The organism is Weissella sp. ESL1139 (assembly GCF_058506735.1).
This window is the reverse complement of sequence record NZ_CP196375.1, coordinates 61,550-75,399: the sequence shown is the minus strand read 5'-3', so window position 1 is coordinate 75,399 and position 13,850 is coordinate 61,550. Positions and strand designations below refer to the sequence as shown.

The 13,850-nt window shown below is 37.8% G+C and carries 14 protein-coding genes; 2 read left to right on the top strand and 12 right to left on the bottom strand.

What is annotated here, in order from left to right; genetic code table 11:
* Positions 1-18: 18 nt before the first annotated feature.
* From ACSYSF_RS00395 to ACSYSF_RS00370, 6 genes are all read right to left on the bottom strand, one after another.
* A complete protein-coding gene (locus ACSYSF_RS00395; protein WP_489867782.1) occupies positions 19-471 on the bottom strand; it encodes a MarR family winged helix-turn-helix transcriptional regulator in 453 nt (150 codons plus the stop codon).
* 117 nt (positions 472-588) lie between these two features.
* On the bottom strand, positions 589-1,125 hold the full coding sequence (locus tag ACSYSF_RS00390) for an NADPH-dependent FMN reductase (RefSeq protein ID WP_489867781.1): 537 nt from the start codon (positions 1,123-1,125) through the stop codon (positions 589-591).
* A gap of 163 nt (positions 1,126-1,288) precedes the next feature.
* Positions 1,289-2,341 carry a 2,3-butanediol dehydrogenase gene (locus tag ACSYSF_RS00385; protein WP_489867780.1) on the bottom strand — a complete coding sequence of 351 codons (1,053 nt, stop codon included), beginning with the start codon at positions 2,339-2,341 and terminating at the stop codon, positions 1,289-1,291.
* A gap of 278 nt (positions 2,342-2,619) precedes the next feature.
* Positions 2,620-3,093 carry a glutathione peroxidase gene (locus ACSYSF_RS00380; RefSeq protein ID WP_489867779.1) on the bottom strand — a complete coding sequence of 158 codons (474 nt, stop codon included), beginning with the start codon at positions 3,091-3,093 and terminating at the stop codon, positions 2,620-2,622.
* A gap of 119 nt (positions 3,094-3,212) precedes the next feature.
* Positions 3,213-4,046 carry a VOC family protein gene (locus tag ACSYSF_RS00375; RefSeq protein ID WP_489867778.1) on the bottom strand — a complete coding sequence of 278 codons (834 nt, stop codon included), beginning with the start codon at positions 4,044-4,046 and terminating at the stop codon, positions 3,213-3,215.
* A 172-nt stretch (positions 4,047-4,218) separates the two neighbouring features.
* On the bottom strand, positions 4,219-5,364 hold the full coding sequence (locus ACSYSF_RS00370; protein ID WP_489867777.1) for a DUF4767 domain-containing protein: 1,146 nt from the start codon (positions 5,362-5,364) through the stop codon (positions 4,219-4,221).
* A gap of 368 nt (positions 5,365-5,732) precedes the next feature.
* Here ACSYSF_RS00370 and ACSYSF_RS00365 point away from each other — a divergent pair, with 368 nt between their 5' ends.
* The gene (locus ACSYSF_RS00365) at positions 5,733-6,299 is read left to right on the top strand and encodes a 5' nucleotidase, NT5C type (protein WP_489867776.1); all 567 of its coding nucleotides are present in this window, start codon (positions 5,733-5,735) and stop codon (positions 6,297-6,299) included.
* A 2-nt stretch (positions 6,300-6,301) separates the two neighbouring features.
* Entirely contained in the window at positions 6,302-7,183 is an 882-nt protein-coding gene (locus ACSYSF_RS00360) for a class II fructose-bisphosphate aldolase (protein WP_489867775.1), read from the top strand.
* Between the two features lie 70 nt (positions 7,184-7,253).
* On the opposite strand, the gene larC is transcribed toward ACSYSF_RS00360, so the two are convergent.
* The 6 genes from larC to ACSYSF_RS00330 all read right to left on the bottom strand — a co-directional run bounded on the left by larC (position 7,254) and on the right by ACSYSF_RS00330 (position 13,816).
* Positions 7,254-8,567, bottom strand: coding sequence for a nickel pincer cofactor biosynthesis protein LarC (gene larC / locus ACSYSF_RS00355; protein WP_489867774.1), 1,314 nt, complete (start codon positions 8,565-8,567; stop codon positions 7,254-7,256).
* Positions 8,560-9,246, bottom strand: a complete 687-nt coding sequence (larB, locus tag ACSYSF_RS00350; protein ID WP_489867773.1) for a nickel pincer cofactor biosynthesis protein LarB — start codon at positions 9,244-9,246, stop codon at positions 8,560-8,562. Before larB ends, larC begins: the two co-directional genes overlap by 8 nt.
* A gap of 153 nt (positions 9,247-9,399) precedes the next feature.
* On the bottom strand, positions 9,400-10,254 hold the full coding sequence (gene larE, locus ACSYSF_RS00345) for an ATP-dependent sacrificial sulfur transferase LarE (RefSeq protein ID WP_489867772.1): 855 nt from the start codon (positions 10,252-10,254) through the stop codon (positions 9,400-9,402).
* A gap of 45 nt (positions 10,255-10,299) precedes the next feature.
* Positions 10,300-11,586: a nickel-dependent lactate racemase gene (gene larA / locus ACSYSF_RS00340; protein ID WP_489868271.1), complete on the bottom strand. Its 1,287-nt coding sequence runs from the start codon at positions 11,584-11,586 to the stop codon at positions 10,300-10,302.
* Between the two features lie 51 nt (positions 11,587-11,637).
* A complete protein-coding gene (locus ACSYSF_RS00335) occupies positions 11,638-12,651 on the bottom strand; it encodes a HoxN/HupN/NixA family nickel/cobalt transporter (RefSeq protein WP_489867771.1) in 1,014 nt (337 codons plus the stop codon).
* A gap of 16 nt (positions 12,652-12,667) precedes the next feature.
* Positions 12,668-13,816, bottom strand: a complete 1,149-nt coding sequence (locus ACSYSF_RS00330; protein ID WP_489867770.1) for a glycerate kinase — start codon at positions 13,814-13,816, stop codon at positions 12,668-12,670.
* Positions 13,817-13,850: the final 34 nt, after the last annotated feature.

Below are 13,850 nucleotides of genomic sequence, written 5' to 3'. Positions count from 1 at the left end.
CACATTTTATCAAAAAAACTAAAAGTCTTTTATGATTTTTGATAACATTTTCGACAATAATACGATTTCTTCATCGGTAAGATCATGGACAATTTGCTGATTAACATCGTCCATAACTGCATAAATATCCTTGATATGCTTATCAAGCAAATTCTGTGCTGTTACCGTTAGTGATAAAACAATCTGACGTTTGTCTGTTACCAAAGGATTAAGTTCTAACAAATGATTGGTTGCCATCCTTTTTACAATGCTCCGCATCGTTGGATGACTCAGCACAAATTTATCAGCCACCTCTTTTTGCGTAACAACACGATCAGATGCTTCATATAAATAAACCATTAATGAAATCTGGGGACCTGTTAATTTATAATCGGTCATCAAATTTGAAATACGATTATTAAGTTCTTTTTCAATTAAAGTATTCACAACTTTAATCTGTGGTCCAATATTTTCTAAAAAATATTTATTCATATTATCGTCCTCCAAAAAGGTAGTTTACTACACTTATGAATTAATGTACATACAACAAACAAAAAACGTCAACACTTTATCAGCGTTGACGTTTAATATCATTAAGCTATGTGATGATTACTTTGCAAATTCTGCAAACTTAGCAGCAGCATCAGCCAAGAATGACTTAGTATCTTCGTTAGTAATCTTACCATTTTCATCAGCAAGGTTAGCAGTGTTACCAATGAACAATTCTGGTTGGTGCATAGTCTTCATGTCCAAGAAGTCCAATGAGTTACGCAATACGTGATGTGCTACAACACCACCAAGGCTTGCAGGTGATTGTGAAGCTGGCAATACTGGCTTACCTGCCCAAACACTTTCACCCCAAGGACGTGAAGCGATATCCAAAGCGTTCTTCAATGCAGCTGGAACACTACGGTTGTGCTCTGGTGTTACCATAATAAATGCATCTTGTGCCTTAACTGCTTCACGGAATTCAGTATATTCTGCAGGTGAAGCTTCATCATAATCTTGGTTATACAAAGGTAGCTTTGCAATGTCCAAGTATGTAACTTCTGCATCAGCTGGTAAACCAGCAACTAATGCCTCTGCTACACCCAATGAGTATGAATTCTTACGAGTTGAACCAACAATTACACCAAATTTTGCCATGATAATTCTCCTTAAATTTATAATTATGTACAACTTTATGTCGTTGATATTATCTTAACTTACTTTTACAAAGTTGTAAATACTTATTTTTAATAAGTTAAAAAGAGACCGGAACATACATGTTCCAATCTCTATCATTAACAAATTATCAATTTATTTTGGATTAATCTTCTTTAGTCAAATCAATCAAAATCTTTGCTTGAGACTTATCAGACGTTAGGCGATCAAATCCCTTTTCAACAACGTCATCCAAACCAATCATGTCTGTGATAACTGGCTCAACATTGATTTTTCCTGAGCTAACCAAATCAACAGTTTGTTGGAAAGTCTTACGTGAGTAAGCAATTGTTGATGTCAACTTTACACCAGCGTTCATCAATTGCATTGGATCGAATGTAATTGGGTGGGCAAAGATTGAAACAATTACAGCTGTTCCACGTGCCTTAGTAACTGAAATAGCTTGTTCGAATGTTGGTTGCACACCAGCTACCTCAAATGATACATCAGCACCACCGCCTAAGATATCACGTACGGCGGCAACAGGGTCGTCAACTTCACTAGGGTTAACAACATCAGTTGCACCCATAGCCAAAGCCTTTTCCAAACGAACCCCTGACAAGTCAACAGCAACAATCTTAGTTGCACCAGCGGCCTTAGCTGCAGCTGCTACCAAAACACCGATTGGTCCAGCACCGAAGATAGCAACCTTCTCACCGAACTTCAAGCCACCCTCTTTAACAGCTTGTACTGCGACAGCCGTTGGCTCGATTGTTGCAGCAAGCTTCAATGAGAAGTCATCTGGCAATGCGTATAGATTGCTCTCAGGTACGTTTACGTGAGCAGCAAATCCACCGTTGCAGCTTAAACCAATAAAGCTGTAACCATCATATACATCAACATCATCAGCTGACACACCGTGTGTAACAGTTGGGTTTACTGAAACGTGATCCCCAACCTTATAGTTTTTAACATCCTTACCAACTGACTCGATAACCCCTGAGAACTCGTGTCCCATTGTTAGTGGTGCTTCACCACCTGTCAATTCATCAACTTTATCGACTGGAATGAAAACGGGTCCTTCTAGGTATTCGTGCAAATCACTTCCACAGATTCCTGCGTAAGCAACACGAATAACCACCTCATCATCCTTTGCTGGCTTTAGATCTACATCTTCAACGCGAATATCCTTAACGCCATGCCAAACTGCTGCCTTCATGTTAATACCCCCAAATAATTCGAGTGACTAATGATTATATATTAAAACAATCAATTTATATTTTGTGATACTTCCTATCAACAATTACATTCTATCGCCCTCAACCATTGTAATCAACCTACTGTATATTGCTATATGAAACAATTAAAATCCTATAAACAGGACTCCCTATTAACAGGAGCTTTTTTGTGATTTTACGAACAAAAAAAGCGGTCAATTTAGTAAAAAACTAAACTGACCACTTTGTTAATTGTTTATTTTTGCACAAACAAGTATTATTATTTATCGTTTAATGCTGCGACAACATCATCAACCATTTTTTCAGGTTTTGTAATTGGGGCATAACGATGAATTAATTTACCGTCGCGGCCGACCAAAAACTTCGTGTAATTCCACTTAATATTGCCATTGCCAGATTCACTTTTTAAATACGTAAATAATGCATCTTCATCATCACCATTTACTAAGACACGCTTAGTCATTGGGAATGTCACACCATAGTGAACTTGGCAGAAATCATTAGTTTCTTCATCTGTATCAAGCTCTTGCTTAAATTGATTAGAAGGTAGTCCTAATACAACCAAGCCATCATCCTTGTGTTCTTTGTACAAGGCTTCTAATCCTTCAAGCTGTGGTGCTAATCCACACTTACTTGCAGTATTCACAATAATGACGACTTTGCCTTCATAATCTTTCAAATTAATTTGGTTACCATTCATTTCAGTTTCTGTAAAATCATAAATCGTTGCCATTATTCTTATCTCGCTTTCTGAAACAACATTGTTTCATTAGATTGTTTACCAAAGATTAGCATATTTACTAATTAAATGTCTATCAACAGATACTCTATCAGTTACCTGTTAAATCTTACTTAATCATGCCTAATTGTTAAGGTTGTCCCCATTGGATCAGTCACCTTAATATATTCATCAGTGATTTGTTGCATATTATCCATATGGGCTGCTCGTTGAGACAAAATATCAAAATAGTCATTATCAACCACAACATCCCAACTCATCAAACCGGCTTCATCTAAATGACGTAATTCACTGTCTTGGCTTTGCCACAAATTAACCGCATGATGATGGTGATAATGATTATTTGAATAAAAGTGTGCTGAATTGCCCATTTTTGAAACTAAATCCATTTTCAAAAAGGCTAGGAAAAACTTATCAGCTTCAGCTAAATTATTGCCCATAAAATGCAAATGACCAATCTTCATATCAGTTGGAAAACCAGTCCAGTCATGCTCTTTTTTGGCAATTAACTTATCAGCATCCACTTCTGCCGTACCCATTTCCACTAGACCATCTTGCCAGTTCCAACCAGCAGCATCACGATCATGATATAGTTCAATACCGTTACCTTCAAAGTCATTAATATATAACGCTTCACTAACGGCATGATCACCACCACCAACTGGAATTTGTAATGATAGCAAACGATATAACAAAGAAGCTAACTCAGCTGCATTTGGAAAAAGCAACGCCATATGATATAAACCAGTTTGTGCGACCGTTTGTGGTTTACCACCTAGTAACATGGTTAAAAATGGTGCCTCACCTTCACGAAAGGCATAATTAATTTGTGTTTCATCCGATTGCACATCAACTAATCCTAAAACTTTTTCATAAAATACTCGTGTACGTTGTTCATCAACAACATGCATCGTTAAATGTTGAATATCATATTTTGCTGTTTGCATCTGCTCCATCACCTTCTATTTAGTTTACTAAAAGTAAGTATATACTTTTAATGAACATTCGTAAAGTAATTCAGACGTGTTCGATTATTATTTTGACTTAATAAAAAGGAGGTTGGCACACAAATGTACCAACCTCCTTATACACCGGATTCAAAACAACTTTTGTCTCACTCTAGTATTCAGTTACCGTTGCATCATCACTGAACTTAACGTCTTCTTGTGTATCTTGTTCTTGTTCCTGATTTTCATTTACAATGCTAGCAAAATTATTCTTTAAGTCAGCATTTTGTGTTTCAGTAAGATCTAAGTCCTTACCACTAGCTGTTTCAGTCGCATAAACTTTGCCTTCACCATCATGGATGACAAAGAAATAAGAAGTTGGTGCATCAACACCTTGTCGTGAACCTGTTGCCACGGCAACTACTTGATAATCAGCTTTCTTATCAGCCTTTGGTGACCAAGTAAATTTAACATTTTCACCATCAAGCTTTAAGTGATCATGTAATTGGTTCCCCTTCAAAGCTTCAGGAAACTTATAATCTAAGTGCTTTGGTGAATCCCCATTATAAGTACCGACAAATTCTTGGCCAACGGCCTTTTGCCAAATTCCCATATAGTTCGCTAACTCAGCATTTTGACTCTCTGACCATTGTGCTGGCACCTTCTCAGGTGTTGATTTCTTTTCACTACTTGCCTTTTTCTTATCAGATTTGGCGCTCGCAGCTTTCTTTTGCGACTTTGACGAACTTGCCTTTTCACTGCTTTGTTGTTTGGCATTTTCAGACTCAATTTGGGCATTTTCTTGACTGTGATGGGCAACATACACACCACCACCAATTAACACAATTAAGACAATCACAATTGCAATCAATAAATCATGATTCTTTTTCGGCTTTGATGTGTGCTCTTTCTTCACTGTTGTATGTCGAGAAGAACGTGTCTGTTGTACTTCAGGCTGTTCTTGAACATCTGTCGCCACACCTTTATCAGAATCGACCATTTGTTTTGGTAACAAAACAATCGGTTTTTTACTATCGTCACTGACGACGTCATTTGATGTTACTTGTTCACTTGCTAGTTCCTGCTCTGGCGCAGAAGGCTCATCCTCCCTTTCTTCATCGACTGTTTCTTCAACAGTACTTTGAGATTTATCTTCATTAAATGAATCGTTCTCTTCAGGCACATCTTGCTGCGTTGTTTCATCTTTTTGTTGCAACCTAGCACGTAGATGTTGTGTCATATCATTAAACTCATCTTGTGTAATAACGCCACTATCTAATAAATCTTGATACTGACGCAATTTCTCTTCATCGGTCATCGTTTACTCCTCTAATAACCTATTTTCTTACTTTTTATTATACGCTAAAATCAACTTCATCAAAACGCAAAAACTATACCAATTAAAAAATTAATGGCCAAGAATTTATAAGGATAATATAAATCTTTCCATACATTTCACTATCGTTAAGCTTATCACAAAAGCCTTAAAATAACTATTAATCACATTCTTTCCCTAAATTGCGCACTTTTTTAATACTAAATCAATATTATAAATCTAAAATTTCAACTATACCATTCTTAATTTTTCCTTGATTAGCAAGATTTTTAGCGGTATACTCAGTCTACATAGGGTTGCTGTATATAGTATGAGAAAAGAGGGGCGTTATCAAAAAGCTATTTCTAGATATGGACAATACACTAGTTAACACTTTACCGGTATTAAATGCCGAAAGTGAGAATGTCCAAAAGTTTAATGTTAAAAAACCAGATCAAATTCCTGGCATTTTTCGCCATTTAGAACCCGTCGCAGGTGCTGTTGAAGGGGTTTTTAAATTGGCAGAATATTATGATCTTTATATTTTATCAACTGCTCCTTGGGAAAACCCAAGTTCATGGCAAGATAAAATTGAATGGCTAAACGAGTATTTCGGTAATGATGAAGATAGCCCCTTTTATAAAAGGGTTGTCTTAACTCATAAAAAAGATCTCGTTAAAATGCCTCACAGTATGTTGCTTGACGACCGTCCATATCATGGCGCAAGCGATTGGGATGACGAAAACTTAGATAGTTTTTGGCTACAATACGGTAATGATCCACGTTTGACTTGGACCGAAGAGTTGGTCCCTTTCCTAATTAAAATTGCCCAGGCTGATGAATCATCATTACGTGATGATATCGCTACTGCTAATCAGGAAAGCCAATATCAACTTCGTCATGCAACATCAGAATTTAAAAAAGAAAGCTGGGAATAATAATGACTATCGTTTCAGGAAAAAATATTATCTCAAATGCACGTGAAAACGGCTATGCTATCGGCGCTTTTAATACGAATAACCTAGAATGGACTGAAGCTATTCTACGTGTCGCTGAAGAACAACAAGCACCTACCATTGTTGCTGCATCAATGGGTGCCATTAAGTACATGGGTGGCTTTAAAACCGTTGTTGATTTAGTAACTGATCTATACGATTCATTAAATATCACCGTACCAGTTGCTATTCATCTTGATCACGGTAATTACGAAGCTGCTAAGTCAGCAATTAACGCTGGCTTTACATCAGTTATGTTTGATGGTTCTGATTTACCAATCGATGAAAATCTAGCTAAAACACGTGAAATTGTTGAACTTGCCCACGCCAAGGATATTTCAGTTGAAGCTGAAGTTGGTACTATTGGTGGTGAAGAAGACGGTATCATTGGTGACGGTGAAATCGCACCAATTAAAGATGCTGTTGCTATGGTTAATACGGGCATTAATTTCTTAGCTGCTGGAATTGGTAATATCCATGGACCTTACCCTGATAACTGGAATGGTCTACACTTAGACCATCTAAAGAATCTAACAGCTGCTGTTGATGAAGCTGTTGGCCACAAAATGCCAATTGTATTGCACGGTGGATCTGGTATTCCAGATGATCAAATTAGAACAGCTATTTCAATGGGTGTTTCAAAAGTTAATGTCAATTCAGAAGCCCAGCTTGCTTTCCACGATGCACTACGTAAATTCATCTTGGCTGATCATGACTTAGAGGGTAAGAATTATGACCCACGTAAGTTATTAGCAACTGGTGTCAAAGGTATTGAAAATGCCTTAGTTGATCGAATCAACGTCTTTGGTAACGGCAATAAAGCTTAATTATTAAAACTGAAAAGGAGGTTGAGACTATAATATTAATCTCGACCTCCTTTATTTTTATAGAAAATTTTTAAATCTCAAAATTCTCTTGGATTGCACCAATCATCCGTTGATACATTTGATTGTATGAAACATTATTTTTTTCAGCTAATGCATGTACTGAATCATACTCTGGTGTCACACGAACTAATTCACCATCGTAGTAACCCTTTTTAATTTTCAAAACATCCCCATTAGCCAAATTGATTTCTGAATGTTCACGTTTTAAAATTGAGCGCTTCTTCAAAGTCTCACGGACGCCAAACGTTGTTGTTTCAATTAACAAACGCTTCTTGAAATGTTCAGCATCAGCCACTTTACATAACAACGTTACTTGGTAAGCTGGTCGATTCTTTTTCATGATAACTGGCGTATAGTACATATCTAATGCACCATCATCCATCACACTTTGGATTAAATCACCCAAACCTTCACCGGTCATGTCATCAAGCTCACATGTTAATTCGCAAACTTCATTGACTGTCTTATCAACTAGTTCATTTACGGCTTCATCAACATTTAACAAAGCTGCGCGTAATACATTAGGATGATCAAATTGCTTGTTACCCGCACCATAACTTGTTTTAATAACCGTTCCTTTTAGGTTATCAGTAAATGAAGTTGCAAAAGTTTTAACAATTGCTGCCCCAGTTGGTGTCGTTAACTCACTCGCCACGTCAAAATCTTGTAGGGGCACACCCTGCAAGATTTCTAATGTAGCTGGTGCTGGCACTGGATAAAGACCGTGTGCAACTTTTACCTTACCTGTTCCGGTAGCCACCGGTGTCGCAATCACTTGTTGCACCCCTAATTTATTTAGGGCAATGCATCCCCCAATAATATCAACTAACGAATCAACGGCCCCAACTTCATGGAACGCAATGTCAGCAACTGGAATGCCATGAATTTTACTCTCGGCTTGGGCAACCACATCAAACATCCGTAAACTAAGGTCTTTAACCTCATCAGACAACGCACTTTGCTCAATTTGGTCTTTAATCATGGCATAGTGCGTGTGACTATGGGTGTGTTCGTGTGTATGTGCGTGTTCATGGTCGCCATGGTCATGTACGTGCTCGTGAACATGTTCATGGGTATGTTCATGATGATGATGTTCACCACTATCAATATTGTTTAAACTGTCATCATGAAAATGCAACTTTAGATGATTAGCCGTAATCCCTTGGCGATTGACGGGTTCAATTGACAAGTCAAATTCATCTTTGATGACCTTCTTTAATTCTGCATGCACGTCATCAATATCAACACCTAAACCACATAGCGCAGCTAAGAACATATCACCTGATATACCATAACCACAATCTAGAAATAATGTATTAGTCATTTTGCTCCCCCAATTTATTCATACGTCGAATCATTAAGCTAGCTTGGTATGCAGCACCAAAACCGTTATCGATGTTCGTCACCGTAATACCTGAACTGCATGATGTTAACATTGATAACATGGTGGTAATTCCTTGCAAATTAGCACCATACCCAATTGAAGTTGGTACAGCAATAACGGGGGCATCAACTAAACCAGCTAGTACCGTTGGCATCGAACCTTCCATACCTGCTACTGCAATAATCACATCGGCTTTACGTAGTTCGTCTGTATAATAAAGCAAGCGATTTAATCCAGCAACTCCGACATCCCATAAGTATTTCACATTAGCACCCATCCATTCGGCTACCTTTACTGCTTCTTTGGCAATAGGCAAGTCAGACGTACCAGCACAAACAACGTAAATTAAGCCTAGTTGCATCTTAGGATTAGGCTTGCCAACAGATAATACTTGACTATCTTCATCATAAACCAAATTATCAATGCGACTATTTAGATAGGTATACTTTTCTTGATCAACACGAGTTACTAAAGCATTTCCATTTTTATCTAGCAATACATTAACAATCTTTTCAATTTGTTCAGCCGTTTTACCACTACCATAAACGACTTCGGAAAAACCTTTGCGTTGGGCGCGATCAACATCAACCTTAGCTGAACCAACATCGACAAACTTCATTTTACAATCCCTTCTTACACACTCTCATTAACCAATAAAAGAGCCATCCTTCTAGGACTATAATCATGGTTATGCCTAAAAACATGCATTATCATAATCACAAGAAGAATAGCTCTTTATTAACAGTTATTTTAATTGCTGTTATTTAAAAAATTAGCCATTACTTACTGCTAATTCTTCTGGTGTTAACGTAGTGTTCATACGACCACTGCGGAAACCTGCCAAATCAACAGAAACAAACTTGAAACCAATTGACTTTAATTCATCATCAATAGCATCTTTGTTTTCGATAACAAATTGAATTTCGTCTTTTGGTACCTCGATACGTGCAACGTCACCGTGGAAACGAACACGTGCATTTGAGCAACCCAATGAACGCAAGTACTTTTCTGATGCCATAACTTCTGCAATATTATCTAAAGTAATCTTAGTATTGTATGGGAAACGTGATGACACTGAGCAGCTAGCAACCTTGTTCCAGTTACTCAAACCAACCTTCTTAGCCAATAGACGAATGTCTTTCTTGTACAAGTCAGCTGTTTGCAATGGGCTCAAAACACCAGCTTCATCCTTAGCAACTAGTCCAGGACGGTAATCATCATTATCATCCATAATCGTACCATCTAAGACAATATCAAAGTTCTTGTCACGGCGAATGTCTTCCAAACGGTTAAAGAACATTTGCTTTTGGTAGAACCATGACTTTGCCGTGTTATTAGCAATTTCTTCGTTTGATAGGTATTCTAATTGCGTACCCATAACAGTTGCATCCAAGTCCTTTGCCAAAGCAATGGCCTTATCAAACTCTTCATCAGTAAATAATTCTGAGTTAGCTACAACAGCCAAAACATTATCCTTACCCAATACATCTAAGGCTTCTTTCAATACTAATGTACTATCAATTCCACCAGAGAAAGCTACAATCACACGATCATAGTTTGCCAAAGTATCTTTTAAAACAGCTTCTTTTTTATCTAAATCATTTACCACAGTTGTTGTACTAATCATCACATTATCCTCCTAAATTATTACCTATACTAATACTATACACCATTAAGCTTTAATAATCGTTGAAACACCATCAGGAAGTACAGCAACCGATGCATCTGCACCAACTATACCATCTGCAATTGATAGGGCTTCGTCAACTGAACCGGCATATGTCATCTTCATGTCTTCGATGATTTGCTTGTTTGATTCATCAGTGACAACGATAACGTGATGCTTCATCATGACACGTGCCAAAATTTGGGCTTGCCATTGATCTTGTTCAGTTTCCTTAGCTGGTGTTTTAACGGCATTATCATAGATATCAGAAATCTTTTCACAATCCTTGAATTGATGATAGAATTTATCACCACCGGTACCATCAGCCAAACGACTAGCGATGATGATGACACCATCTTCTTTGTTTGTTGCTTCAGCACCTGTCATACCCTTAACCATTTGGTAAATGTTTTGGTCAAGTGGGTAACCACCGTTACTTGTAATCGTAATGTCAGTAAAGATAGGCTTTGCTTCCATAATGCTATCAACAAACTTGGTTCCAGCAATATGAGCAGTTTCAGAATCACCCGCAAATGAACCAACAATACGCTTATCGTGGTCTAATACGACGTTGACAATAAATTGTAAGTTAGACAAGCGAGCAGCTTCCAACATATCTTTATGAATAGGATTGTGCATCAAGATACCAGTTCTTGAATGTTTTGAATCGATAAATTGACCGTTGTGGTTACCAACAACTGACTTTCTTGAAGCAATTCCTGGGAAGACTGCTTTACGTCCACCTGAATAACCAGCAAAGAAGTGGGGCTCGATAAAGCCTTCGGCAACCAAAACATCAGCTTCAGCAGCGACACGGTTAATTTCACAATCAGCACCTGATGGTAAGGTACCAATGTTAATCATATTCTCAGTATCATCACTGTCATGGACAACAATGTTAATATTATCAACAATATCTTGACCATACTTATCAACTAATTCATCATGCGTTGTCAAACGGTGGGTTCCTGTTGCAACCAAGATAGTTATCTCAGCATCTGGATTACCCTTACGAATCTCTTCGATAATGTTAGGCATGATTTTCTTAGAAGGCACTGGACGTGTGTGATCAGAACTAATCACAACAACCTTTTGCTTACCAACAACTAATTCTGATAAACGTTTTGAATCAATTGGATTAGCTAATGAATTATCAACTAATTCTTTTTCAGATAATTTATAACTATCAGCTAATGCTGCATCAGCATCAGCTGCAATAATTCCCTTTGCACGTGTATCAGGAATTTCCCCCGTTAATTTTTCCTTACCATATGGCAAACTATATTTCATAATACTATATCTCCTATTCTTACAAATACTGTATATATTGAACGTTTATACCCACTATGAATTAGATATATTGCGATTTTTGTTAAGAATTCGCCAACCGCAATAAGCGACCAACCATACAACAATAAACAAAATAATTAAACCATATCCTAACCAATTAAAGTCAATATTTTGTAACCAACCAAACATACCACCCTTAATGGTTATTTCACTCGTAACAACTTGGAATAGCTCAACAAAACCAATCAAAAATGCGGCAATAACTGAAACCAAGGTCACAGTTAAATTATAGTATATTTTTCGCATTGGTGTATCAAATGCCCACGCATAAGCACCAGACATCATGACTGAGTCGGTGGTATCCATGATATTCATACCCGCCGCAAATAAAATTGGTAATGCTAGCACGCCCCAAAGTGAAGCACTTTGACTAGCTGTTCCAGCAGACAAAGCAATTAATGCGATTTCTGAGGCTGTATCAAAGCCCAAACCAAACAAAAAGCCCACTGGATACATTTGCCAAGAATGCTTAATAAACCGAAAAATAGGTCCCAAAAACTTGGCTAAAAAGCCACGTGATGCCAACAATTCATCAAACTTTTCTTGATCAAATTTACCAGCTTTCATCTCACGATATTGTGACCACAAATTCAATAAAATTAAACCATTGGCAATGGCAATAATAATTAAAAAGATTCCTGAAACAGATGCACCGATTTTACCACCAATTTCTTGCCAAATTGGCAGATTCATTTTCGCAAATCTAACTGATAAACCAACAACCAGTGCCATTAAGAAGACCACTGTAGAATGACCTAACGAAAAGAAAAAGCCAACCCCGGCAGAGCTTTTCTTTTCTTGAATCAACTTACGGACAGTATTATCAATCGCCGTAATATGGTCGGCATCAAAAGCGTGTCGTAATCCCAAAGTATATGCAATTAAACCAATGCCCCAAAACTTCGCATCTTGCATCGCTGCCATGATCAACAAAACAATTCCAATTAAATGCACGCCAATACTAGCGGCATAATATGGCATTGCTTCATAAAAAAGTTTCTTTTTCAATCTGTTTCTCCATCTCTTACTTTATATTAAAACTAACAATTAAACGCATAATATTTTCTGACAATAATGCTAAATCAGCAGCTGAATCAATCATTGCTTTTGGTAATGATTTCGCACTAGAAGGCGCAGCAAACACTGCATCAATGACACCAGTGTCATATAAAGCGGCAATATTTTCGCCAATTTTACCCGCAAAACCAATTACTGGTGCAGTCGGTGCCACTTTTTTAGCCGTTAACCCAACACCATAAGGGGCTTTACCAAATTGTGTTTGGAAATCCATGCTACCTTCACCGGTAATAACCAAATCCGCACCTTCTAATGCCTGCGCTAAACCGCTGTATTCAATCACGATATCAACACCCTTTTGAATTTGGGCTGACGTAAAGGCTAATAAGCCCGCACCCAAGCCACCAGCAGCACCACTACCTGGTTGATTTTCAACATCAATCGCTAAATCTTGTGCAATAACCCGGGCATAGTGATGTAAATTATCATCTAGTTGCACCACCATTTCAGTTGTGGCACCCTTTTGTGGACCAAAAACAGCGCTGGCACCATTATCACCTGTCAATGGATTGGTGACATCAGAAGCAATTAATATCTCGACATCCTTGATGCGCGAATTCATATTTGTGACATCAATTGTTGCCAATTGACTTAGCGCACCGCCACCATAAGCGAGTTGCTGACCCTGATTATCTAATAAAGACACACCTAGCGCTTGTGCCATACCACTACCACCGTCATTAGTCGCTGAACCACCCAGGCCTAAAATAATCTTTTTAACTTGGTGATCAAGTGCATCAACAATTAATTGACCGGTACCATAAGAGGTTGTTATTAGTGGATTCTGAGTTGTTTCATTAATAAATTGAATACCACTAGCGGCTGCCATTTCAATGACGGCTGTTTTGCCATCACCTAAAATACCATAAGTCGCTTCAGCTTGTTGGCCTAATGGATTCACAATGTTTTTTGTTATAAACTGACCTTGGGTAGCATCAACCAGTGCTTGCACAGTACCCTCACCACCATCAGCCATCGGTACTTCGGTTATTTCGGCAGCTGGTGATATCTTAGCAATACCTTTTGCGATTGCATTCGCTGCTTCTTTAGCCGTCAAACTACCTTTAAATGAATCTGGTGCAATGACAACTTTCATACATTGGCTCCTTCTTAATTATTTATTGCAAGAA

Coding starts and splice junctions, on each gene's coding strand:
- ACSYSF_RS00395 (WP_489867782.1), bottom strand. CDS start 471: ATGAATAAATATTTTTTAGAAAATATTGGACCACAGATTAAAGTTGTG.
- ACSYSF_RS00390 (WP_489867781.1), bottom strand. CDS start 1,125: ATGGCAAAATTTGGTGTAATTGTTGGTTCAACTCGTAAGAATTCATAC.
- ACSYSF_RS00385 (WP_489867780.1), bottom strand. CDS start 2,341: ATGAAGGCAGCAGTTTGGCATGGCGTTAAGGATATTCGCGTTGAAGAT.
- ACSYSF_RS00380 (WP_489867779.1), bottom strand. CDS start 3,093: ATGGCAACGATTTATGATTTTACAGAAACTGAAATGAATGGTAACCAA.
- ACSYSF_RS00375 (WP_489867778.1), bottom strand. CDS start 4,046: ATGCAAACAGCAAAATATGATATTCAACATTTAACGATGCATGTTGTT.
- ACSYSF_RS00370 (WP_489867777.1), bottom strand. CDS start 5,364: ATGACCGATGAAGAGAAATTGCGTCAGTATCAAGATTTATTAGATAGT.
- ACSYSF_RS00365 (WP_489867776.1), top strand. CDS start 5,733: ATGGACAATACACTAGTTAACACTTTACCGGTATTAAATGCCGAAAGT.
- ACSYSF_RS00360 (WP_489867775.1), top strand. CDS start 6,302: ATGACTATCGTTTCAGGAAAAAATATTATCTCAAATGCACGTGAAAAC.
- larC (WP_489867774.1), bottom strand. CDS start 8,567: ATGACTAATACATTATTTCTAGATTGTGGTTATGGTATATCAGGTGAT.
- larB (WP_489867773.1), bottom strand. CDS start 9,246: ATGAAGTTTGTCGATGTTGGTTCAGCTAAGGTTGATGTTGATCGCGCC.
- larE (WP_489867772.1), bottom strand. CDS start 10,254: ATGATTAGTACAACAACTGTGGTAAATGATTTAGATAAAAAAGAAGCT.
- ACSYSF_RS00330 (WP_489867770.1), bottom strand. CDS start 13,816: ATGAAAGTTGTCATTGCACCAGATTCATTTAAAGGTAGTTTGACGGCT.